This is a genomic window from Mycolicibacterium holsaticum DSM 44478 = JCM 12374, from assembly GCF_019645835.1.
Lineage (GTDB): Bacteria > Actinomycetota > Actinomycetes > Mycobacteriales > Mycobacteriaceae > Mycobacterium > Mycobacterium holsaticum.
Map to the genome: position 1 here is coordinate 1,852,696 of NZ_CP080998.1, position 24,220 is coordinate 1,876,915.

At 67.0% G+C, this 24,220-nt stretch carries 16 protein-coding genes and 1 tRNA gene; 13 read left to right on the forward strand and 4 right to left on the reverse strand.

Going from position 1 to position 24,220, the window contains the following annotated elements:
• Positions 1-84: 84 nt before the first annotated feature.
• The 3 genes from pdhA to K3U96_RS08990 are packed head-to-tail and all read left to right on the forward strand — an operon-like array spanning position 85 to position 3,357.
• A complete protein-coding gene (gene pdhA, locus K3U96_RS08980) occupies positions 85-1,152 on the forward strand; it encodes a pyruvate dehydrogenase (acetyl-transferring) E1 component subunit alpha (RefSeq protein ID WP_220692769.1) in 1,068 nt (355 codons plus the stop codon).
• Position 1,153: 1 nt separating this feature from the next.
• Positions 1,154-2,212, forward strand: a complete 1,059-nt coding sequence (locus tag K3U96_RS08985) for an alpha-ketoacid dehydrogenase subunit beta (RefSeq protein WP_372515070.1) — start codon at positions 1,154-1,156, stop codon at positions 2,210-2,212.
• Positions 2,209-3,357, forward strand: coding sequence for a dihydrolipoamide acetyltransferase family protein (locus K3U96_RS08990; protein WP_220692770.1), 1,149 nt, complete (start codon positions 2,209-2,211; stop codon positions 3,355-3,357). Before K3U96_RS08985 ends, K3U96_RS08990 begins: the two co-directional genes overlap by 4 nt.
• A 59-nt stretch (positions 3,358-3,416) precedes the next feature.
• On the opposite strand, the gene K3U96_RS08995 is transcribed toward K3U96_RS08990, so the two are convergent.
• The 4 genes from K3U96_RS08995 to K3U96_RS09010 all read right to left on the reverse strand — a co-directional run bounded on the left by K3U96_RS08995 (position 3,417) and on the right by K3U96_RS09010 (position 6,260).
• Positions 3,417-4,169 (reverse strand): enoyl-CoA hydratase, encoded by a 753-nt coding sequence (locus K3U96_RS08995; RefSeq protein ID WP_220692771.1) that lies wholly within the window; start codon positions 4,167-4,169, stop codon positions 3,417-3,419.
• A gap of 31 nt (positions 4,170-4,200) precedes the next feature.
• Positions 4,201-4,551, reverse strand: coding sequence for a hypothetical protein (locus K3U96_RS09000; RefSeq protein ID WP_069405027.1), 351 nt, complete (start codon positions 4,549-4,551; stop codon positions 4,201-4,203).
• Between the two features lie 78 nt (positions 4,552-4,629).
• Positions 4,630-6,147 carry a PE-PPE domain-containing protein gene (locus K3U96_RS09005; RefSeq protein WP_220692772.1) on the reverse strand — a complete coding sequence of 506 codons (1,518 nt, stop codon included), beginning with the start codon at positions 6,145-6,147 and terminating at the stop codon, positions 4,630-4,632.
• 40 nt (positions 6,148-6,187) lie between these two features.
• A tRNA-Arg gene (locus tag K3U96_RS09010) sits at positions 6,188-6,260 on the reverse strand.
• 127 nt (positions 6,261-6,387) lie between these two features.
• Between K3U96_RS09010 and K3U96_RS09015 the strand changes: the two genes are divergently transcribed.
• From K3U96_RS09015 to K3U96_RS09060, 10 genes are all read left to right on the forward strand, one after another.
• Positions 6,388-7,872 carry a wax ester/triacylglycerol synthase family O-acyltransferase gene (locus tag K3U96_RS09015; RefSeq protein WP_220692773.1) on the forward strand — a complete coding sequence of 495 codons (1,485 nt, stop codon included), beginning with the start codon at positions 6,388-6,390 and terminating at the stop codon, positions 7,870-7,872.
• 32 nt (positions 7,873-7,904) lie between these two features.
• Positions 7,905-9,494, forward strand: coding sequence for an HAD-IB family hydrolase (locus tag K3U96_RS09020; protein ID WP_372515077.1), 1,590 nt, complete (start codon positions 7,905-7,907; stop codon positions 9,492-9,494).
• Positions 9,491-11,839: a glycerol-3-phosphate 1-O-acyltransferase gene (locus K3U96_RS09025; protein WP_220692775.1), complete on the forward strand. Its 2,349-nt coding sequence runs from the start codon at positions 9,491-9,493 to the stop codon at positions 11,837-11,839. The genes K3U96_RS09020 and K3U96_RS09025 overlap by 4 nt, the downstream gene beginning before the upstream one ends.
• 22 nt (positions 11,840-11,861) lie before the next feature.
• Complete coding sequence (locus K3U96_RS09030) at positions 11,862-13,871, forward strand: bifunctional copper resistance protein CopD/cytochrome c oxidase assembly protein (protein WP_069405013.1); 2,010 nt, start codon at positions 11,862-11,864, stop codon at positions 13,869-13,871.
• Positions 13,872-14,085: 214 nt separating this feature from the next.
• A complete protein-coding gene (gene ssb, locus K3U96_RS09035; protein ID WP_069405012.1) occupies positions 14,086-14,553 on the forward strand; it encodes a single-stranded DNA-binding protein in 468 nt (155 codons plus the stop codon).
• Positions 14,554-14,639: 86 nt separating this feature from the next.
• The gene (gene ettA / locus K3U96_RS09040; RefSeq protein WP_069405011.1) at positions 14,640-16,313 is read left to right on the forward strand and encodes an energy-dependent translational throttle protein EttA; all 1,674 of its coding nucleotides are present in this window, start codon (positions 14,640-14,642) and stop codon (positions 16,311-16,313) included.
• 123 nt (positions 16,314-16,436) lie between these two features.
• Complete coding sequence (locus tag K3U96_RS09045) at positions 16,437-21,299, forward strand: NAD-glutamate dehydrogenase (RefSeq protein ID WP_220692776.1); 4,863 nt, start codon at positions 16,437-16,439, stop codon at positions 21,297-21,299.
• Between the two features lie 44 nt (positions 21,300-21,343).
• Positions 21,344-21,706, forward strand: coding sequence for an acyl-CoA thioesterase (locus tag K3U96_RS09050; RefSeq protein WP_220693460.1), 363 nt, complete (start codon positions 21,344-21,346; stop codon positions 21,704-21,706).
• A complete protein-coding gene (locus tag K3U96_RS09055) occupies positions 21,703-22,353 on the forward strand; it encodes a DUF8185 domain-containing protein (RefSeq protein WP_069405009.1) in 651 nt (216 codons plus the stop codon). Before K3U96_RS09050 ends, K3U96_RS09055 begins: the two co-directional genes overlap by 4 nt.
• A 136-nt stretch (positions 22,354-22,489) precedes the next feature.
• The gene (locus K3U96_RS09060) at positions 22,490-24,205 is read left to right on the forward strand and encodes a flavin reductase (protein WP_230982403.1); all 1,716 of its coding nucleotides are present in this window, start codon (positions 22,490-22,492) and stop codon (positions 24,203-24,205) included.
• Positions 24,206-24,220 lie beyond the last annotated feature (15 nt).

Below are 24,220 nucleotides of genomic sequence, written 5' to 3' on the forward strand. Positions count from 1 at the left end.
AGGGGTTTTGCTCTGACCGCCTCCGCACTGAGCACCTCAGTCGCCTGACGGCGCGATCCGCCGCCAGTGACCCTAGGAGGCGGTATGGCTGGATTGTCGGAGTTGGTGCAACTGGTCGCGCCCGACGGCACAGCGACCGCCGAGACCCGATACCGCCGCGATCTGCCTTCTGAGACGCTGTGCTGGCTCTACGAGTCGATGGTCGTCACCCGTGAACTCGACGTCGAGTTCGTCAACCTGCAGCGGCAAGGTGAGCTGGCGCTGTTCGCGTCGTGCCGCGGGCAGGAGGCCGCCCAGATCGGCGCGACGGCATGCCTGCGCAAGACCGACTGGCTGTTCCCGCAGTACCGCGAGATCGGTGCTTTCCTGCTGCGCGGCATCACCCCCGCCCAGATGGCGGCGGTGTGGCGCGGCAAATGGCACGGCGGGCTGGGTTTCACCGACAAGTGCGTTGCTCCGATTTCGATTCCGATCGGCACCCAGGCACTGCACGCCGTCGGCGCCGCGATGGCCGCCCAACGGCTGGACGAAGATTCGGTGACGTTGGCGTTCCTGGGCGACGGCGCCACCAGCACGGGCGATGCGCACGAGGCGCTGAACCTCGCGGCGGTGTTCCAGGCGCCGTGCGTGTTCTTCGTGCAGAACAACCAGTGGGCGATTTCGGTACCGGTCAGCGACCAGATGGCCGCGCCGTCGATCGCGCACCGGGCGATCGGCTATGGCATGCCCGGTATCCGCGTTGACGGCAACGACGTTCTGGCGAGTTTCGCGGTGGTGTCCGAGGCCGCCGAGCGGGCCCGTCAAGGAGGGGGTCCGACGCTGATCGAGGCGGTGACCTACCGGATGGGTCCGCATACCACCTCCGACGACCCCACCCGGTACCGCGATCCCGACGAGGTGGCGCACTGGGCCGCAAGGGATCCGATCCAGCGCTACCGCACGTATCTGAGGGACGCCGGGGTGTGGACCGAGCGGCTCGAGGAGCGCGTCGTAGCCAGGTCGAAACGGTCGCGTGCCGAACTGCGTGACTCCGTCGTCGGCGCAGACGATTTCGATGTCGCGGAGATGTTCGACACGGTGTATCACGACATCACTCCGGATCTGGTGAGCCAGCGTCGCGAGCTGCTGGCCGAGTTGGCCAAGGAGGTGTGAGGTGACACAGATCATCGAGCGCCCCGCCGCGCACGGCGAAGACGAACCCCGCAGGCCGGTGCTGACCCCGGTGCCGGTGGCCCCGACGCTGACGATGGTGCAGGCGATCAATCGGGCGCTGCACGATGCGATGGCCGCCGACGAGCGGGTGCTGGTGTTCGGCGAGGACGTCGCGACGCTCGGCGGGGTGTTCCGGGTCACCGAGGGGTTAGCCGAAACCTTCGGCGCGCAGCGGTGCTTCGACACCCCGCTGGCGGAGTCGGCGATCGTCGGCATCGCGATCGGCATGGCGGTCCGCGGCCTGATCCCTGTTCCGGAGATTCAGTTCGACGGGTTCGCCGCGCCGGCGTTCGATCAGATCGTCAGCCACCTGGCGAAGTACCGGATGCGCACCCGCGGTGATATCGCGATGCCGGTGACCATCCGCATCCCGTCGTTCGGCGGGATCGGCGCCGTCGAACACCATTCCGAGTCGACCGAGACCTACTGGCTGCACACCGCCGGGCTCAAGGTGGTGGTGCCGTCGACCCCGTCAGACGCGTATTGGCTTCTGCGACAGGCGATCAGCAGCTCCGACCCGGTCGTGTACCTCGAACCCAAGCGGCGGTACTGGGCGCGCGAACCGGTCGACACCGAGGTGGTCGGCCTGCCGATCGGGCGGGCAGCGATCCGGCGTGGCGGCGATGACGTCACCGTGGTGACCTACGGCCCGTTGGTCGCGACGGCGTTGAGCGCGGCCGAGATCGCCGCCGAGCAGCGCGGTTGGCGCATCGAGGTGATCGATCTGCGCTCGCTGAACCCCCTGGACTTCGACACGGTCGCGGATTCGGTACGGCGCACCGGTCGCGCGGTGGTGATGCACGAAGGTCCGCGCACGCTGGGGTTCGGCGCGGAACTGGCCGCGCGGCTCCAAGAGGAACTGTTCTACGACCTGGAGGCACCGGTGCTGCGCGCCACCGGTTTTGACACCCCGTACCCGCCTGCCCGGCTGGAGAAGCTGTGGCTGCCCGGCGTCGACCGGTTACTCGACTGCGTCGACCGAACCTTGGGGCAACCATGACGGTGCGGGAGTTTTTGGTCCCCGATCTCGGTGAGGGGCTCGACGACGCGACGATCACCGGATGGGCCGTCGCGGTCGGCGACGACGTCGAACTGAACCAGACGCTGTGCACCGTCGAGACCAACAAGGCCGAGGTGGAGATCCCCAGCCCGTACGCGGGCCGCATCGTCGAACTCGGTGGCGCCGAAGGCGAAACCCTCGACGTCGGCGCGGTGTTGGTGCGCTTCGAAACCGCCGCCGGGGGAAAACGCACACCGGTGCTGGTCGGTTACGGCGCGGACGACGAAATGGACAGCAGCAGGCGCGCCGCGCCCAACCGGCCACGGGCCAAACCGGCGGTGCGCAAGCTGGCCGCCGAGTTGAACGTCGACCTGAACGCGTTGACCGGTTCGGGCGCCGACGGTGTGATCACCCGTGCGGACGTCCTGGCCGCGGCGGGCCGGGTCGCGCCCGTCGCGGACATGGTGGCGGTCAGCGGAGTGCACGCCGCAATGGCTCAGCGAATAGCGTTGTCGCGCAGGGAGATACCGGATGCCCACGCCGGGGTAGAGGTTGATGCGACCCGCCTGCTTGCGCTGCGCGACCGGCTGGACCGCCACGGCGAGCCGATCAGCCCGTTCGTGTTGACGCTGCGGTTGTTGACGATCGCGCTGCGCCACCACCGCGACCTCAACGCGACCTGGGTCGACACCACCGAAGGGCCGCAGATCCATCTGCACTCGGCGGTGCATCTGGGCTTCGGGGTGGCCACACCGCGCGGGCTTCTGGTTCCGGTGGTGCGCGACGCGCAGGACAAGACGACGCGCGAACTGGCCGCCGTGGTGGCGGCGTTGATCCGGGACGCTCGCGCGGGCGCGCTTCGGCCGGGGGAGCTGCAGGGGTCGACGTTCACGGTGTCGAACTTCGGGGCGCTCGGTCTGGACGACGGAGTGCCGGTGATCAACTATCCGGAGGGGGCCATTCTCGGGATGGGGTCGCTGCGACCGCGTCCCGTCGTCGTCGACGGTGAGGTGCTGGCCCGTCCGACGATGAAACTCACCTGCGCGTTCGACCATCGTGTGGCCGACGGCGCGCAGGTCGCGGCGTTCCTGACTGAGCTGCGTGAGCTGATCGAAACGCCGGAGTTGGCGCTGCTGGACGCGTAGCCCCACGGATTTGTGGAGCGTGAGCCGCGCTCACCGCGGGTGCGGCTCCACAAGTCGCGTTATTTGCGCTTGGCGGCGGCCAGCCGTTCGGCGAATTCCGGGGACAGGATCGACGTGGCCTGCGGCCCGAGTTCGGTGTCGACCGCGATGCGGTGCTGATCGGTGTCGATGACGCCGGGGTTGGCCGTGGCACGCATGGAGGCCTTGGTCGCGAGGACGACGTCGCGCGGTGCACCGGCCGGGTTCGCCGCCAGTTCGCGGGCGGCCGCGACCGGATCCTCGGCGACGGTGAGTGCCAGGCCGTGGCGTACGGCCGCGTCGGCGTCGAAACGCATGCCGAACAGCAACGCCGCGCGCGCCACCTGCGGACCGACCGCGCGCTGCAACATCCAGGTGGCGCCGCCGCCGGGATGGATGCCCAGCTTCAAGAACCGCGAGTCGAACAGGGCTGCCGGGCCCGCGATCCGCACGTCGGCGGCCAGCGCCAGGTTCAGGCCGGCCCCGACGGCCGCGCCGTTGACCGCGGCGATGGTCGGTAGCGCACAGTTGGCGATGGCCAGGAAACCGTCGTAGATCTTCAGCAGGCCGTCCTCGGTCGCCTCGCCGAGCGCGCTGAGATCGGCGCCCGCGCAGAAGGCCTTACCGGCGCCGGTGACGACGAGCGCGTGCACGTCCGGGTCGGCTTCGGCGGCGTCGACAGCGGCGCGAAGCTGCGCGGACATGTCGACCGTCACCGCGTTGCGGCGGTCGGGATCGTTGACGGTGACGACGGCGACGCGGTCCTCGATGTGGACCAACACAAGATCAGACACGATGCACAGCGTAGAGCGGCGGTGCCGACGTTCAGTTGGCGGCCGTCAGCGTGACGTTGTTCAATGCCACCGCGACGTCGCTGGGCAGGATGTCCATGAAGGTCGGGGCGTCTCTGACGGCCGCACCGCTGGCGATGATGCTGCCGGGAAAGCTCGGGCTGCACGGGAAGGCATGACACCGGTACCAAAATCCCGGCGCGCTCTGGTAGGGGGCCATGCTCGGCGCCTGGTCGACGCGGTAACGGCCGGGCTGAATGTAGGCCGTCGCCCACCCGTCGGCGGCGTTGCTGCCCACGCCGAACACCCCATTGCTGCCGTAGCTCGGTGGGCTGGCCTGTGCGGGAACGGACACCGCACCCGCCAGCAGCGCACCGACCGTCATGGCCGCGGCCCCGCCGCGTCGCGCGAAGTTCACGCCGATGAGTGTATCGATCGGCATAGCCGTGCAACGCGAATCGCGTCAGGCGGCGGCGCTGGTCGGCTCGGCGCTGTCCTGCTCGGCACCGGCTTCGTCGCCGGTGGTCTGGGCGGCGTCGGTGTCGTCGGCGGTGGGCTGCGGCGACTCAGCCACGCTTTCGGCGGGCGAATCAGCCTCGGCTGCTGCCGAATCTGTGTCGGCCTCGGTGCCGCCGGTGAGGCCTGCGCCGCCAGGTTCGGCTTTGACGCTGGTGCGTACGACGTTGGTGCGCGATGCGCGCTTCTCGTCGGTCGGCGCCTGAGACAGGTCGACATCCTGTGCGTCGGCCTGGGCAGCGGGGTCGGCCTGCGCGTCGGCCTCCGGTGACTGCCGGAACTGCGCCAGCGAGGACAGCGCGCGTTCGACGACGGGAGATTGCATGAGCGACGTCTTCTCCGCGCTGTCCTGCTCGGATGCTTGCTCACCGGCGGCGTCCGCGGTGGAGGTGTCCTGCGTGGCAGCGGGCTTCGGCGCCGACTTCGGCGGTGCCGTCGCAGCATGCCAGCCCTGTGCGATGGCGCCGGGGATGCGGACGATGGTGTCCAACACCCGCATGAGCGAGGGGAACAGGGTCGCCGGGCGGTAGGCGCTGGGATCGCTGGGAATCGGATTGCCGCCGTAGTAGGCGGCGTCGACGAGCAGGCGCAGCAGCGGGTCGGTGAACGCCGCGATCCGCCGACCGAAGATGTCGCCGATGAGCCGGGTCAGCGGAAGCTCGTCGGCGGCGTAGGTGACGTAGGTGGTGTTGTTCCGGGTGGTGATGTACGCGGTGATCCGATCGCCGGGAGAACTGCAGCGGGCGTCGGGACAGTCCAGAACGGCGCCGCTGACGGTGATCGCGCACGTGTTGGCGTTGCATGCGACCGCGGGCGTGCCGTCGGGGTTGACCGGCAGGTCGAGTGAGGCCTGGTCCCGGTGCCGGTACAGGTAACCGACCAGCGAGTTGACGGCCGCCAGCGGGTTGAGCAGAACCGCGGGGGCGTTGGAGTTGTAGTCGTACTCGTAGCCGATGTTCACCGCCCGCAGCGCGGGCACCTTGCTGGGGGTGGGAAACGGGTTGACGCCGATCAGGGCGAACCACGGATACCTGGTGCCGAAGCCGCCGTCGGGCCGAGCGACATCGTTGTCGAGGATCAACACCGTGTCGCTGAGGTCTGGGCGGTTGCTCAACGCCAGCAGGCTCGCGTTGGCCGCGCCCCAGCCCGACGCGATGATGGCGTTGCGCTCACCGGCGTTGGCGTCGAGGGCCCGTTCGATGCCTTCGGCGCCGGACCAGAAGTTGACGTAGACGATGTCGTCGCCGTTGGGACCGGTGTACATCGGGTCGTTGAACTTGCCCTGGAAGAAGTTCTCGACGCCTGCCCCGCTGGGGTTGGTGGAACTGCCGACGACGATGAGCGCGGCCAGATCGACAAGCGGCGCGGTGATGGCGGCCGGTTGCAGCGCGGCGACCCCGGCGACGCTGGTCGCGATACCTGCCGCCGCAACGCTCAGCGCCAGCTTGCTCGCGCGTGTTCCCATGCTTGACTTCCGTTCGACGGTGCCCCAGCAATCTATCGCGTGCCCCCGGCAGGACTCGAACCTGCGACCAACCGCTTAGAAGGCGGCTGCTCTTTCCGCTGAGCTACGGAGGCAATGCGCTCCGAATTCTAACTTCCAGCGCCACGGACCCCGGACAGCTACTAAAGCCCCTTCCCGCCACCGTGCGGCGGGCTAGCGTGGTGACAGCAGCATTCGCAGTGGAAAGGGGAGCGCCGAGCTATGACGGATCTGCCGGACCTCGACGCGGCAGGACTTCCTGAGGAACTCAGTGCCCTCGACCAGATCCTGCACCGCGGGGAGGCCAACCCGCGCACCCGCTCGGGCATCATGACCCTGGAACTTCTCGACACCACCCCGGATTGGGGGCTGTTCCGCGACAGGTTCGAACACGCCTCCCGCAAGGTGTTGCGGCTGCGGCAGAAGGTGGTCTCGCCGACGTTGCCGACGGTCGCGCCGCGGTGGGTGGTCGATCCCGACTTCAACCTCGACTACCACGTCCGCCGGCTCCGCGTCCCCGAACCCGGAACGCTGCGCCAGGTCTTGGACCTCGCCGAGGTCGCCGCGCAATCGCCACTCGACATCTCCAGGCCGCTGTGGACGGCCACCCTCGTCGAGGGCCTCGCCGACGGCCGCGCCGCGCTGATGGTCCACCTCAGCCATGCCGTCACCGACGGCGTGGGCGGGGTGGAGATGTTCGCCAACCTCTATGACCTCGAGCGCGAACCGCCGCCGCAGGAGGTCCCGCCGCTGCCGATACCGCAGGACCTCTCACCCAACGACCTGATGCGCCAAGGGATTAACCGGCTGCCCAGCACGGTGCTCGGCAGGTTTCGCGGCGTGTTGGCCGGGGCGGCGCACGTCGTCGGCGAAGTGGTCCGCGACCCGGTCTCGCGGATGGGTGACGTCGTCGAATACGCGATGTCGGGTGCCCGTGTGGTGGGCCCCGTCGCCGAACCGTCGCCGGTGTTGCGCAGGCGCAGCCTGTCCTCGCGCAGCGAGTCGATCGACATCGAGTTCGGCGACATCCACCGCGCCGCCAAGGCGGCGGGCGGTTCGATCAACGACGCATACCTGGCTGGGCTCTGCGGAGCGCTGCGGCTCTACCATCACGCCAAGGGTGTGCCGATCGACGCGCTGCCGATGGCGGTGCCGGTGAACCTTCGCTCCGATGCCGACCCGGCCGGCGGAAACCGCTTCGCCGGTGTGAATCTCGCCGCGCCCATCGGCCTGACCGATCCGCAGGTGCGCATCAAGAACATCCGGTCGCAGATGACCACCAAGCGCGAGGAACGCGCCATCGACATGGTCGGAGCGATCGCTCCGGTGCTCGGCCTGCTGCCCGACAGCGTGCTCGAGTCGATGGCCGGGTCCATCGTCAATTCCGACGTGCAGGCCAGCAACGTGCCGGTGTATGCCGGCGACACCTTCATCGCGGGCGCGAAAATCCTGCGCCAGTACGGGCTTGGCCCGCTTCCCGGGGTGGCGATGATGGTCGTGCTGATTTCGCGCAGCGGCTACTGCACGATCACGACGCGGTACGACCGCGCCGCGATCACCGAACCGGACCTGTGGGCGCGCTGCCTGCTCAAGGGTTTTGACGAGGTACTCGCTCTCGGCGGTGACGGCCGGGCCGTGCCCGCCTCGTTCCCGCACTCCGCGATCTCATCCAGTCCGGCCTCACCCAATGGGAGTACGTCGCAATGACTTCGGCAAACGGTCAGCCTATGAGACGCACCATGCGGCTGCCGGGTTCGGTCGCCGAAATCCAGGCCAGCCCAGCCGGCCCGGAGGTCGGCGCATTCTTCGATCTCGACGGCACTCTGGTCGCCGGGTTCACGGGCGTGATCATGACCCGAGACCGGTTGCGCCACCGGCAGATGTCAGTCGGCGAGTTCATCGGCATGGTGCAGGCCGGGCTGAACCACCAACTCGGGCGCTCGGAGTTCGAGGACCTGATCGGCAAGGGAGCCCGCATGCTGCGCGGCAACTCGCTGGCCGACATCGACGAGCTGGCCGAGCGGCTCTTCGTGCAGAAGATCGTCGGCCGGATCTATCCCGAGATGCGCGAGCTGGTGCGCGCCCACATGGCGCGCGGCCACACCGTCGTGCTCAGTTCCTCGGCGCTGACGGTTCAAGTCGAGCCGGTGGCGAGGTTCCTCGGCATCGAAAACGTGCTGAGCAACAAATTCGAGATCGACGAGGACGGTCTGCTCACCGGCGAGGTATGCCGGCCGATCATCTGGGGCCCCGGAAAGGCCAGGGCCGTACAGGCTTTCGCCGCCAAACACGGTGTGGACCTGTCCAAGAGCTATTTCTACGCCGACGGAGACGAAGACGTCGCGCTGATGTACCTCGTCGGTAACCCCCGGCCGACCAACCCGGCCGGCAAGCTGGCCGCCGTCGCCGCCAAACGCGGCTGGCCAGTGCTGCGGTTCAGCAGCCGCAGCGGAAGCAACCCGGTCTCGCAGCTGCGCACCGCCGCAGGCATCGCCTCCATGGTTCCGATCGCGGCGGGCGCCATCAGCCTCGGGATGCTGACCCGCAACAAGCGCACGGGAGTCAACTTCTTCACCTCGACGTTCGGCCGTGCGCTGATGACGGCGATCGGCGTCAACCTCAACGTGTTGGGCAAGGAGAACCTCACCGCGCAGCGGCCCGCGGTGTTCATCTTCAACCATCGCAACCAGGCCGACCCGCTGATTGCCGGACGGCTGGTCGACACCGACTTCACTTCCGTGGGAAAGAAAGAGCTAGAAAAGGACCCCGTCGTCGGCACTCTGGGCAAGGTGATGGATGCGGCGTTCATCGACCGCGACGATCCCGAAAAGGCGGTCGAGGGGCTCAAGAAGGTCGAAGACCTGGCCCGCAGAGGGTTGTCGATCCTGATCGCGCCGGAGGGGACACGGCTGGACACCACCGAGGTCGGCCCGTTCAAGAAGGGCCCGTTCCGCATCGCGATGTCGGTGGGAATCCCGATCGTGCCCATCGTGATTCGCAACGCCGAGGTCATCGCCGCGCGCGACTCGAGCACGTTCAACCCGGGCACCGTCGACGTCGTGGTCTATCCGCCGATCCCCGTCGACGACTGGACACACGACAACCTCTCCGAACGGATCGAGGAGGTCCGTCAGCTCTACCTCGACACGCTGAAGGACTGGCCGCAGGACACGCTGCCGACCCCCGAGTTGTACACCCGCGCACCGGCGAAGAAGTCCGCCAAGAAGACCACCGCCAAGAAGACCGCGAAGAAGGCAGCCAAGACCACCGCCAAGAAGGCAGCCAAGAAGTCCGCGGCGAAAGACACCGCTGGGGAAGGCCGGTCGTGAACCCACCCGTCGACCAATACGCCACGTTCAGCCCCACCGACGACGCTCTCGTGCTGGCGTCGGTGTCCTCACCGGCCGAGCAGGAACTGCTCAACGACTGGCTGACCCACCAGCGGCGCGAACACCCCGACACCAAGGTCGAGGTGCTGCGACTGCCCCATGATGACGACCCGCCGCCCGGTGTCCTGGCGCAACTCGTCGAGAAGCTCCAGGCTGACGAGGACCGGTCGGTGGTGCCGGTGCGCGTGTTCTGGGTGCCGGGCGGGCTGCCCACCCGGTCGAAGATCGTCGCGTTGTTGTCCGGCCGCGACACCTACCGTCCACCCGAGATCCTGCAACGCCGCATTCTGCGCAGAGACCCGTCGCGGGCCAGGGTGGTGGCCGGCGAGCCGGCCAAGGTGTCCGAACTCCGTCAGCAGTGGGCCGATACCACCGTCGCCGAGAACGCCAGGGAGTTCGCCCGGTTCGTCATCCGCCGCGCCGCCCTGGCGATCGAACGCGTCGAGTTGCGGTTGCTGGGGCCCGAGTACAAGTCGCCGCGGTTGATCAAACCCGAATTGTTGGCATCCGCGCGGTTTCGCGAAGGGCTGGAACGGATTCCGGACGCGACGGTCGAACGCGCCGGTGAGATGCTCGACGAACTGTCCACCGGATGGAGCCGGTTCTCGGTCGACCTGATCCCGTCGCTGGGCCGGGCGATCTTCAGCCGCGGCTTCGACCCCAACATCGACTACGACCGCGCAGAGGTCGAGTCGATGCGGCGCAACCTGGAGAACCACCCGGCCGTGCTGCTGTTCTCACACCGGTCCTACCTCGACGGCGTGATCGTGCCGGTCGCCATGCAGGAGAATCGGTTACCGCCCGTGCACACGTTCGCCGGCATCAACCTGTCGTTCGGCTTGATGGGTCCGGTGATGCGCCATTCCGGGGTCATCTTCCTTCGCCGCAAGCTCGACGATCCGCTGTACAAGTACGTGCTGCGGCAGTTCGTCGGCTACATCGTCGAAAAGCGCTTCAACCTCAGCTGGTCCATCGAGGGCACCCGCTCACGAACCGGAAAGATGTTGCCCCCCAAGCTCGGGCTGCTCGCCTACGTCGCCGACGCCTACCTCGATGGCCGCAGCGACGACATCCTGCTGCAGCCCGTCTCGATCAGCTTCGACCAGTTGCACGAGACCGCCGAATACGCCGCCTACGCCCGCGGAGGCGAGAAGACGCCCGAGAGCCTGTCGTGGATGTACAACTTCATCAAGGCGCAGGGCGAACGCAACTACGGCAAGATCTACGTCCGCTTCCCGGAGGCGGTCTCGATGCGGGAGTATCTCGGCGAGCCGCACGGGCCGATGACCACCGACGAGGACGCCAAACGCCTTGCGCTGCAGAAGATGGCGTTCGAAGTTTCGTGGCGGATTCTGCGTGCCACACCGGTCAATGCCACGGCGCTGGTCTCGGCGTTGTTGCTGAGCGCGCGAGGTGTCGCGCTCACGCTCGACCAGATTCACCACACCGTGCAGGACTCGCTGGACTATCTGGAACGCAAGCAGACGCCGATGACCAACAGCGCCCTGCGGTTGCGCACGCCCGAGGGGGTGCGTTCGGCGCTGGATGCGCTGTCGAACGGCCATCCGGTCACCGCGGTCGAGGGCGGCAGGGAATGCGTCTGGCGGATCGCTCCGGAGGACGAACACGAGGCGGCCTTCTACCGCAACACGCTCATCGACGCGTTTCTGGAGACCTCGATCGTCGAGTTGGCCCTGGCCTGCGCGGCGCGCAGCGACGGGGACCGGCTGGAGGCGTTCTGGAACCAGACGATGCGGCTGCGCGACCTGCTGAAGTTCGACTTCTACTTCGCCGACTCCGCGGCCTTCCGTGAGCACGTGGCCGAGGAGATGTCGTGGTACGACGACTGGGAAGCGCAGGTGTCGGCCGGAGGTGACCAAGTCGACACCCTGCTGCGCAGCAAACAGCCGCTGGTCGCAGGCGCGATGCTGCGCCCGTTCTTCGAGGCCTATGAGATCGTCGCCGACGCCCTGCGCGACGCACCCGTCGAGATCGCTGAGAAGGACCTGACGAAAACGGCGCTCGGGCTGGGCAGCCAGTACGCCGCACAAGGGCGGGTACGCAGCAACGAGTCGGTATCGGCGCTGTTGTTCGCCACCGCCCGACAGGTGGCCGCCGACCAGAACCTCCTCAAGTCCGGTGCCGACCTCGCGGAGCGGCGCAGCGCGTTCCGCGACGAACTTGGCGCCATCCTGCAAGACATGGACAAGGTCGAGCGAATCTCGCGCGACCAGTTTTTCGCGCGTGAAATGGAGCGCCGGGCCCTGCGCGCTGAGCCTGCCTAGGGTCGCGCAATAAGCTGGGGAGATGACTTCTCCCAGCCGGTTGGTCGGCGCGGGCGTGCGCAGCAGCGCGGGGTGGCCTGTGCTCGTCGGCGTCGGCGTATTGGCCGGTGCCGTCGCCGCGGGAATCGGGGGCCTGGCCCTGGCGGATGCGCTGACCGCCACCGGGTTGCCCGATCCGGGCCCGGTGACCACATACGGCCTGCCGTTCGTGCGGGCGTCGGGGGAGATCGCCGCCGTCATCGCCGTCGGCGCGTTCCTGTTCGCGGCGTTTTTGACCCCGCCCCAGCCCAACGGCGTACTCGACGCCGACGGTTACCGGGCGCTGCGGCTGGGCACCGCCGCCTCTGCGGTGTGGACGGTGTGCGCGGCGCTGCTGGTGCCGCTGACGGTGTCGGACGTGTCCGGTCAGCCGTTGCGCCACCTCGACCCGGTCAGCATCTGGTCGGCCGCCAGCCTCGTCGACGTCGCAGGCGCCTGGCGGTGGACGGCGTTCATCGCCGCGGCGGTGACGGTGGCGAGCCTGCCGGTGCTGCGATGGACCTGGACGCCCGTCCTGCTGGCCGGCGCGCTGATCACCCTGGTCCCGCTCGGGCTGACCGGGCACTCGTCGACCGGCGGCGCGCACGATATGGCCACCAACAGCCTGCTTCTGCACCTCGGCGCCGGAGCGCTGTGGGCCGGGGGGCTGCTTGCGCTGCTGGTGCACGCGTTGCGCGGCGGCTCGCACGCCGACCTGGCCGCGCGCCGGTTCTCCGCGCTGGCGCTGTGGTGCTTTGTGACGATGGCGATCAGCGGCGTGATCAACGCGTTGGTGCGTATCGAGCCCGGCGACCTGCTGACCACGCCGTACGGCCGGCTGGTGGTCGCCAAGATCGTCGCGCTGAGCCTGCTCGCCGTGATCGGTTGGCGGCAGCGCCGCAGCGGTGTCGCGGCGTTACAGCAGGATCCGGGGGAGCGGCGACCGCTGATCCGGCTCGCGCTGGTCGAAGCGGTGGTGTTCGGTGCGACGTTCGGTATCGCCGTCGGGTTGGGCCGCACGCCACCGCCGCCGCTACGGGTGCAGCCCAGCGTGGTGGAGGTCGAGATCGGCTACGACCTGGCCGGGCCGCCGACCTTCGAGCGGGTGCTGTTCGACTGGCGGTTCGACCTCATCTTCGGGACCGCCGCGATCGTCATGGCCGTGGTGTACCTGCTGGGAGTGCGCCGGCTGCAGCGCCGCGGTGACGGCTGGCCGGTCGGCCGGACCCTGGGCTGGCTGCTGGGGTGCGCTGCGCTGCTGTTCGCGACCTCGTCGGGCCTCGGCCGCTACATGCCTGCGATGTTCTCGATGCACATGATCGCGCACATGGTGCTGTCGATGCTGGTGCCGATCCTGCTGGTGTTGGGTGCCCCGATGACGCTGGCGCTGCGGGCGCTGCCGACGGCCGGACGTGGGGAGGCGCCGGGGCTGCGCGAATGGCTGTTGGCCGGCCTGCATTCGCGGTTCGCGCGATTCCTGACCCAGCCGATCGTGGCCACCGTGGTGTTCGTCGCGGGGTTCTACGGGCTGTACTTCGGCGGCCTCTACGACAGCGCCGTGAACTACCACTTCGCGCACGTGCTGATGAATCTGCACTTCCTGCTCAGCGGTTACCTGTTCTACTGGGTGGTCATCGGTATCGACCCTGCGCCGCGGCAGCTTCCGCAGCTGGGCAAGGTCGCGATGGTGTTCGCGTCGCTCCCGCTGCACGCGTTCTTCGGGGTGCTGTTGATGGGGTCTAAGACGATCCTCGCCGAGGCGTTCTACCGGTCGTTGAACCTGAGCTGGAACACCGATCTGCTCAGTGACCAGAAGACCGGCGGTGGAATTGCCTGGGCCGCAGGCGAAGTCCCGCTCGTCGTGGTGATGATCGCACTGCTCATTCAATGGCAGCGCAGCGATCAGCGCACCGCCAAGCGGCTCGACCGCGCCGCCGACCGCGACCACGACGAGGATCTGGCCGCCTACAACAACATGCTGGCTGAACTGGCCCGCCGCGACGGGTCGGGTTGAGGTCGCGAGACCGCCGCAATGGTGGATCGCACGGCGGCTAACGAACCGAACGGTCGGTTTGGGCGGGGCTGAGGCTGTCCCCAACGGCTGATTCATCCACAACCGGCCGGGCTGTGCTGCGCCGGCGAACGCACGCTGTCGGTGCGCCGGCGGTCAATGGCGGTGTCACCGACGCGCCGAGCGGCCGTCGTCACGCAACAAAGTTGGAGGAATCATGTTCGAGACAGCTTTCACCATCGTCGGCAACGTCGTCACCGACCCGATCCACCGCCGCGTCGGTGATCAGGAAATGGTCAGGTTCCGCGTCGCGAGCAACTCGCGACGCCGTACGGCCGAGGGAACATGGGAGCCGGGAAACTCGTTGTTCGTCACAGTGATCTGCTGGGGGCGAGTGGTGGCCGGTGTCAGCGCTGCCCTGGTGAAGGGCGATCCGGTGATCGTCGTCGGACACGTCTACACCAGCGAGTACGACGACCGTGACGGCAACCGACGATCATCGGTCGAGGTACGCGCGACATCGGTCGGGCCTGATCTGGCCCGTTGCGTCGCGCGGATCGACCGGGCCAAGCAGCAGGAGGACCAGCGGTCGACAGATCGAGACGCCGCAGGTTCGGACAACGACGAGCTCGGTTCCGCTGCCGACGCGGTGAGCGCAGACGACGGGCTGCCAGTGTCGGCATAGCCCCACCAAGGCCACGCCTAGGATGGGGCCGAGCGAATTGCGCAGACAGCGCAGACAGCGAAAGACTCAGGAGGCAACACCACGGCATGGCCGAATTCATCTATTCGATGCGGAAGGTCCGCAAGGCGCACGGCGACAAGGTCATCCTTGACGACGTCAGCCTGAACTTCCTTCCAGGCGCGAAAATCGGCGTCGTCGGCCCGAACGGGGCCGGAAAGTCGAGCGTCTTGCGGATCATGGCCGGGCTGGACACCCCCAACAACGGCGACGCGCTTCTTCAACCGGGCGCGACTGTCGGCATCCTGCAGCAGGAGCCGCCGCTGAACGAGGAGAAGACCGTCCGGGAGAACGTCGAAGAGGGCGTGGCGATCAAGGCGAAGCTCAACCGCTACAACGAGGTGGCTGAGCTGATGGCCACCGACTACTCCGATGACCTGATGGAGGAGATGGGCCGGCTCCAGGAGGAGCTGGACGCAGCCGACGCATGGGACATCGATTCCCAGCTCGAGCAGGCGATGGACGCGCTGCGCTGCCCGCCGCCCGACGAGCCGGTCACCCATCTCTCCGGTGGCGAGCGCCGCCGGGTGGCGTTGTGCAAGCTGCTGCTGTCCAAGCCGGACCTGCTGCTGCTCGACGAGCCCACCAACCACCTGGACGCCGAGAGCGTGCAGTGGCTCGAACAGCACCTCGCGGAGTACAAGGGCGCGATCCTTGCGGTCACCCACGACCGGTACTTCCTGGACAACGTCGCCGAGTGGATCCTCGAACTCGACCGCGGCCGCGCCTACCCCTACGAGGGCAACTACTCGACATATCTGGAGAAGAAGGCCGAGCGCATCGCGGTGCAGGGCCGCAAGGACGCCAAGCTGCAGAAGCGGCTGAAGGACGAGTTGGCGTGGGTGCGGTCGGGCGCCAAGGCGCGTCAGGCCAAGGGCAAGGCCCGGCTGCAGCGCTATGAGGAGATGGCTGCCGAGGCCGAGAAGACGCGCAAGCTCGACTTCGAGGAGATCCAGATCCCGGTCGGACCGCGGCTGGGCAACGTCGTCGTCGAGGTCGAGCACCTGGACAAGGGCTTCGAGGGCCGCACCTTGATCAAGGACCTGTCGTTCACGCTGCCCCGTAACGGCATCGTCGGCGTCATCGGGCCCAACGGCGTCGGTAAGACCACGCTGTTCAAGACCATCGTCGGGCTCGAGCAGCCCGACAGCGGCACGGTCCGGGTCGGCGAGACGGTCAAGCTCAGCTACGTCGACCAGAGCCGGTCGCGTATCGACCCGAACAAAACGGTCTGGGAAGTCGTGTCCGACGGGCTGGACTACATCGAGGTCGGACAGAACGAGATCCCGTCGCGGGCCTACGTCTCGGCGTTCGGGTTCAAGGGGCCCGACCAGCAGAAGCCGGCCGGGGTGCTGTCCGGCGGCGAGCGCAACCGGCTCAACCTCGCGCTCACCCTCAAGGAGGGCGGCAACCTCATCCTGCTCGACGAGCCGACCAACGACCTCGACGTGGAGACGCTGTCGTCTCTGGAGAACGCGCTGGAGAACTTCCCCGGCTGTGCGGTGGTGATCTCGCACGACCGCTGGTTCCTGGACCGCACCTGCACACACATTTTGGCGTGGGAGGGTGACGAGGACAACGAGGCCAAATGGTTCTGGTTCGAAGGCAACTTCGCCGCGTACGAGGAAAACAAGGTGGAGCGAATGGGTGCCGAGGCCGCACGTCCGCACCGGGTGACGCACCGGCGACTGACCCGCGACTGATCCGGCCGCACCGCATCGCCCACGCCAAGCCTTCCCCGCCCGATCGGGCTAGGGAGGCCTGCGCGGGACGATAATGTCGCACCTGCGCACCACGGAACCGTGTCGTCGAGGGCAGGAGCACCTATGTCGGTGAACCCGAGATCCGGTGATGCAGGATCGACACCGTCGCCCGCGCTCAGCCAGGACATTGCGGCACGGATGGCCAGCGCCTACGTCTCGACCTACCGCGGTCCGCATGCCGACGCGCCCGAATCCGTCAGCGTCACCGTGCCGGTCAACCTCGCGGTGCACAAAGCGGTCTCACCCGGGCTGCTCGCGGCCCATTACCGGCTCGGGCAGCAACGGCCGGTCGGCAGCACCAGGGTGGCGGTGTACACCAGCGACGACGCCGGGGGCTTCGGCCCGGCGCTGCAGATCGTCACCGACCAGACCGCGCTGGTGATGGATTCGGTGACCGTGTTGCTGCACCGCTTCGGTGTCGCCTACACCGCGATCATGAACCCGGTGATGCTGGCGCACCGCGGCCCGGCCGGTGACCTGCTCGACCTGCGTCCCGCCGCAGAGGCAGCTGACGTGCGCGACGGCGTTCAGGAGGCCTGGATCCACGTTCAGCTGGCGCCGACCGTGGACACCAAGGCGGTGGCGAACGTGGCACAGGCACTGCCGACGGTGCTCGAAGACGCGCGTCAGGTCGCGCTGGACACCGATGCGCTGGCGGCCACGCTCGACGACCTTGCCCGCCAAGTCGACACCGATACCGGCGGAAGGTTTCCCGGCCAGGACCGCGGCGACGTTGCCGCGCTGCTGCGTTGGCTGGGTGACGGCTACTTCGTGCTGCTGGGTTATCAGCGCTGCCAAGTGGACGACGGCCGGTCGTCGGTCGACCCGTCGAGCCGGCTGGGCGTGCTGCGGTCCCGCCGCGACGTGCTTCAGGGGCTGACCAAACCCGGCGAGCTGCTCAGCCTGGCCCAGGCGACCATTCCGAGCTATCTGCGTTACGGCGCCTATCCCTACATCGTGGTGGTCCGCGAGCAGTCGGGTCACACAGCGATCGAACACCGCTTCGTCGGGCTGTTCAGCGTCGCGGCGACGAACGCCAACGTGCTTGAAATACCCCTGATCTCGCGACGCGTCCGCGAAGCGTTGGCGCTGTCGCAACGTGACCCCAACCATCCAGACCAGCTCCTCCTCGACATCATCCAGACCATCCCGCGCTCAGAGCTCTTCGCGCTGTCGGCTCAGGACCTGTTGGACATGGTCAAAGACGTCGTCGACCTGGGTTCGCGGCGACGCACGCTTCTGTTCCTGCGCGTCGACTCGCTCGCTCACTTCGTGTCATGCCTGGTGTACCTGCCGCGCGACCGCTACACCACCGCGGTGCGGCTCGAAATGCAGGACATCCTGGTCCGCGAACTCGGTGGTGTCAGCATCGAATACACTGCCCGGGTCAGCGAATCGCCCTGGGCGGTAGTTCATTTCACCGTCCGCATGCCCGACGATACGCGGCGCCAAGACATCGACACCACGGCGGACAACAAGAACAGTATTCAGGGTCTGCTCACCGAGGCCGCCAGAACCTGGGCGGACCGGTTGATCGGTGCGGTGCGAGCCGGGTCGATCGACCAGGCCAGCGCCGAGCATTACGCCACGGCGTTCAACGACTTCTACAAGGAAGCCGTCCAACCGTCCGACGCCATCGAAGACATCGCGATCATCGAAGAGCTGCAGGACGATTCGATCACACCCGTCCTGATCGACCTGTCCGACGAAGGGGCCGCTCAGCTCACCCTGTACCTGGGCGGCCGATCGGCGTCGCTGAGCGACCTGCTGCCGATACTGCAATCGATGGGCGTCGTCGTGCTCGAGGAGCGGCCGTTCACCGTGGTGCGCCCCGACGGCCTGCAGGTGTGGATCTACCAGTTCAAGATCGTCCCGCACGTGTCCGTTCCCAGGCCGGCCCCCGGCCCCGAACGCGACTCGACCGCGGAACGGTTCGCCGACGCGGTCACCGCCATCTGGCACGGCAGTGCCGAGGTCGACCGATTCAACGAACTGGTGCTTCGCGCGGGTCTGACCTGGCAGCAGGTCGCGGTCCTGCGCAGCTACACGAAATACCTGCGGCAAGCCGGATTTCTCTACAGCCAGGCACATATCGAGTCGGTGCTCAACGACAACGCGCACACCACGCGTTCGCTGATCGAGCTGTTCGAGGCGCTGTTTTACCCCGCCGAACAAGATGAGCACGCGCCCAAGCGTGGCACTGCGCAGGCCGCCGCCGCGGCGGTCGCCGCCGACATCGACGCGTTGGTCAGCCTGGACACCGACCGGGTGCTGCGCGCCTTCGCGTCGATGATCCAGGCCACTCTGCGCACCAACTACTTCGTCTCACAGGAAAATTCGGCACGCCAGCAGAATGTGCTGTCGTTCAAGCTGGACGCCGGTCTGATCGACGAACTGCCGCTGCCCCGGCCAAGGTTCGAGATCTTCGTGTACTCGCCACGGGTGGAGGGCGTGCACCTGCGGTTCGGACATGTCGCCCGCGGTGGCTTGCGCTGGTCGGATCGCCGCGAGGACTTCCGCACCGAGATTCTCGGGCTGGTCAAGGCGCAGGCGGTCAAGAACGCGGTCATCGTTCCGGTGGGCGCCAAGGGCGGGTTCGTCGTCAAACAACCGCCGTTGGCCACCGGAGATGAGGCGGCCGACCGCGAGACCCAACGCAATGAGGGGGTGGCCTGCTACAAGCTGTTCATCAGCGGCCTGCTCGACGTCACCGACAACGTCGACAAGACCACCGGCGACATCGTGCCCCCAGCCGACGTGGTTCGACGCGACGGCGACGACGCCTATCTGGTGGTGGCGGCCGACAAAGGGACGGCCACCTTCTCCGACATCGCCAACGAAGTGGCTCACTCCTACGGGTTCTGGTTGGGTGACGCGTTCGCCTCCGGTGGATCTGTCGGATACGACCACAAGGCGATGGGTATCACAGCCAAGGGCGCGTGGGAATCCGTCAAGCGGCACTTCCGCGAGATGGGGGTGGACACCCAGGCCGAGGACTTCACCGTCGTCGGGATCGGCGATATGAGCGGGGACGTGTTCGGCAACGGCATGCTGTTGTCCAAGCACATTCGCCTGCTCGCAGCGTTCGACCACCGGCACATCTTCATCGACCCCGATCCCGATGCCACCCGTTCGTGGGACGAGCGCAAGCGCCTCTTCGACCTTCCCCGGTCCAGTTGGGAGGACTACGACACCTCGTTGATCAGCGCGGGCGGCGGCGTGTTCACCAGGGAGCAGAAGTCCATTTCGGTGAGCCCGCAGGCGCGCGCCGCGCTCGGTATCGACGACTCCGTCGAGGAACTCACACCGCCGAACCTCATCAAGGCCATCCTCAAGGCGCCCGCCGACCTGCTGTTCAACGGTGGGATCGGCACCTACATCAAGGCCGAGACGGAATCGGACGCCGACGTCGGCGACCGGGCCAACGACCCGGTGCGCGTCAACGGAAACCAGGTGCGCGCCAAGGTGATCGGTGAGGGCGGCAATCTCGGGGTGACGCCGCTGGGCCGTGTCGAGTTCGACCTCGCTGGCGGCAGAATCAACACCGACGCGCTGGACAACTCCGCCGGCGTGGACTGCTCTGACCACGAGGTCAACATCAAGATCCTGATCGATTCGCTGGTCACCGCCGGCAAGGTCAACCCGCAGGACCGTGCCGACCTGCTGCTGTCGATGACCGACGAAGTCGGCGAGATGGTGCTCGATGACAACAAGGACCAGAACGATCTCATGGGCACCAGCCGGGCCAACGCGGCCAGCCTGCTCTCGGTGCATGCCCGCATGCTCAAGGACTTCGTCAGCGAGCGCGGCCTGAACCGCGAACTGGAGGCGCTGCCGTCCGAGAAGGAGATCAGGCGACGCGCCGAGGCCGGTATCGGCCTGACCTCACCTGAACTCGCGACGCTGATGGCACACGTCAAACTGGCGCTCAAAGACGATGTGCTGGCCAGTGATCTGCCCGATCAGGAGGCGTTCGCCTCGCGGTTGCCGTGGTACTTCCCGATAAAGCTGCGTGAGGCGTTCAGCAGCGAAATCCGTGGGCACCAACTGCGCCGCGAGATAGTCACGACCATGCTCGTCAACGACGTCGTCGACGTCAGCGGCATCACCTACACCTACCGGATCACCGAAGACGTCGGTGTCGGACCCGTCGATGCCGTGCGCAGCTATGCGGCCACCAACGCTATCTTCGGAATCAGCAAGCGGTGGAGGCGAATTCGCGCCACCGCTGATCTAGGGGTATCGGTCGCGATCACCGACCGGATGACGCTGGATCTGCGCAGGCTCGTCGACCGGTCCGGTCGGTGGTTGCTCAACTATCGACCCCAACCGTTGGCGGTCGGTGCCGAGACGAACCGGTTTGCCGCGAAAGTCGAAGCGTTGACACCGCGGATGTCGGAGTGGTTACGCGGCGACGACAAGGCCATCGTCAACCAGCACGCCGACGAGTTGCGCAGCGAAGGCATCCCAGAGGACCTCGCATATGTCAGCGCTGCCGGGCTGTACCAGTACAGCCTGCTCGACATCATCGACATCGCCGACATCGTCGAGAGGGAGCCCGATGAGGTGGCCGACACCTATTTCGCGTTGATGGACCGCCTCGGCACCGACGGCCTGCTCACCGCGGTGTCGCGGTTAGCTCGCGATGACCGGTGGCATTCGCTGGCACGGCTGGCGATTCGCGACGACGTCTACGGGTCACTGCGAGTGTTGTGCTTCGATGTGCTGGCAGTCGGTGAGCCCAACGAGAGCGGCGAGGAGAAGATCGCGGAGTGGGAGATGACGAACAGCTCCCGGGTGAGCCGTGCCCGACGCACGCTTGCCGAGATATACGAAAGTGATCAACACGACCTGGCGACGCTGTCGGTGGCGGCACGTCAGATTCGCAGCATGACGCGAACGAGTGGAACGGGGATTTCTGGGTGAATGGCTTTGTGGCGCCGGTGCACGTGCGGTGGTCAGACATCGACATGTACCAGCACATCAACCACGCCACCATGGTGACCATTCTCGAAGAGGCCCGTATCCCGTTTCTGCGTGAACCGTTCGGCCCTGAGATCCAAACCATCGGACTGCTGATCGCCGACGTCAACATCTCCTACAAAGCGCAACTGCGGCTGGTGGACTCGCCGCTTCAGGTGACCATGTGGTCAAAGCGCGTGCGCGCCGTCGACTTCACCATCGGCTACGAGGTGAGGTCGGTCAACGCGTCGCCGGACTCCAAGCCGGCCGTGATCGCCGATACACAACTGGCCGCGGTCCATATCAAAGAGCAGCGATTGCAACGACTGTCGCCCAACCAGCAGGAGTACTTGCGGCGTTGGTCCCGATGACCTTGACCGAACGCGGCATCTGGCTCGACGGTGTGACTCATCGCGACGACCTCGCCACGTTCACCGACCGCGTCCTGCGACTCGACGAAGCCGCGGTGATCAGGTTGCGGCAGCGTTCCGACGAGCACATCGTCGCTTGGGCGGCAACAGGGTTCGATGTGCTCGCCAGCCGGGTGGTCGGCGGTCGGGTCACACCGGTCGACTTGGCGGTCGGCGCCGACGCGCTGGCCGCGGGCCTGGCCGCGATGGCGCCCGACGGTCGCGTGGAGCCGGGCTTTCCGATGGACTCCGCGTGGCGCGGCGCGCTACCGCCCCAGACGGGTTTCGGGCACCTCGACGATGTGCCTGCCCGCGTCGTACTGGATCTGGCCGAACAGGGCGGCGCGCTGGCCAAAGAACACTCCAGCGCCCACGGACCGCCGGTCTCCCTGCTGGATCAGAATGTGATGTCGGTCAGTGCAGGTGAGGACAGCGTCGGCATTCCCATGCGCTGCGTATTCGCCCTGACCGCAATGGGTTTTCTGCCGCAGACGCTGGCCGAGGACGAGATCGTGCGGGTGCGGGCGCATCCGATGTGGTTGCGTATCGACGCACGGTTCGGCTCGGTGTACCGGCGCCGCGGCACCCCCGCTGTGGTGCTGCGCTGACTTTGCCCCGCGAGCTGCGCCGAAATCTGTGCACGATCGCGATGCTTCGCGGATAGTGGTGCGGCTAATCGGATAGCAGCGCTATGGGCGGGAACGCTAACTTCTGACTCGTGATCTCAGCACATCGGGAGCCCAGTTGAGCACGCATGACCACATCACGATAGTTGGTGCCGGTCAGTCGGGCCTGCAACTGGCCATCGGCTTGCTTGCACACAACTATCACGTCCGTGTGATCAGCGACCGCACTCCAGCGGAGATCGCCGCCGGCGCAGTGACATCGAGTCAGGGCATGTTCGGCCGTGCGCTTCGCCACGAGCGGGCCCTTGGGTTGGATCTGTGGCGGGACGAGGCGCCGTCGATCGGCGCCGTATCGATGACGATCGCGAACCAGCCGGGTGAACCGGTGCCATCCATCAGGTGGACGGGCCAACTCGGCGCCGTCGCGCAGTCGGTGGATCAACGAGTCAAGATACCTCGATACATCGACGAATTCATCCGGCGCGGCGGCGAATTCGTCGTAGGTAAGGCCGACGTCGGCGATATCGAGGCGTATGCCAGGGAGTCAGACCTCGTCGTGATCGCGGCAGGCAAGGGCGATGTCGCCAGCCTATTCACCCGCGACAGCGCGCGTTCCACGTACGACAAGCCGCAACGTGCCACCGCGCTGACCTATGTGCACGGAATGGATCCGCAGCCCGCAGAGGTGTCCTACAACATCTTGCCGGGCGTTGGTGAGTACTTCGTCTTTCCCGCTCTGACGCTGGGCGGTCTCTGCAGCATCATGGTTTTCTCGGGGGTGATCGGCGGTCCGATGGACTGCTGGAACGATGTGAGGTCGGCATCGGACCATCTGGAAATCTCGAAGCGCATCCTGACCGAGTTCTTGCCGTGGGAGGCGGATCGATGCCACCACATCGCGCTGACCGACGAACACGGGGTGATGTCGGGACGTCTGACACCGGTGGTTCGGCATCCCGTGGCTGTGCTGCCCTCGGGAGCCGAGGTGCTCGGAATGGCTGATGTGGTGGTGCTCAACGATCCGCTGACCGGGCAGGGATCGAACAACGCGAGCAAGAGCGCCGCCATCTATCTGGACGCGATCTCTGCGCACGACGGGCGCGCATTTGACCGGGAATTCATGCAGCGCACTTTCGAGCGCTACTGGGATTATGCGCAATACGTTACGAAGTGGACGAACGCGATGCTCGAGCCGCCGGAACCGTACGCCATCCAACTGCACATCGCGGCCACGCAGCACCCCGAGATCGGCGACCGCTTCGCCAACGGTCTTGACTACCCACCGGATTTCTTCTCGTGGTATCTGGACGCGGAGAACGCCGCGGCGTACTTGGCCAGCCTGAGCCGGCCCGAGTTTGACCCTCGTGATCTGCGACGTGCCCTCGGGCAGTTCGCGACCGGGGTCAACGTTGTGACGGCTCGAGATCTCGACGGCACACCCGTCGGGATGACCGTCAACTCATTCTCCTCGGCATCGCTGGATCCGCCGATGGTGACCTGGTGTGTTCGTCGCGATGCGCCGAGCGCGCGAGCGTTCACCACCGCATCGCATTTCGCTGTGCATGTTCTGGATGCCGCACATGCGCACCTTGCCCACCAGTTCTCAAAACCCGCGCCGGACAAGTTCGCTGGAGTGGAGGTCGTCAACGGCCTTGGCGATACGCCCGTGCTGGTGGGTGCGATCGCGCATTTCGAGTGCCGCAACGTGCGGACGGTTGATGTCGGCGATCACATCATGTTGATAGGTGAAGTCGAGCGCTACGAGGCGCGCGGAGGTGAACCCTTGATCTTCCACTCGGGCGGCTTTCGGTGCCTCTCGGCGATCGCGAACTGAAGGGGCGCGCGCACC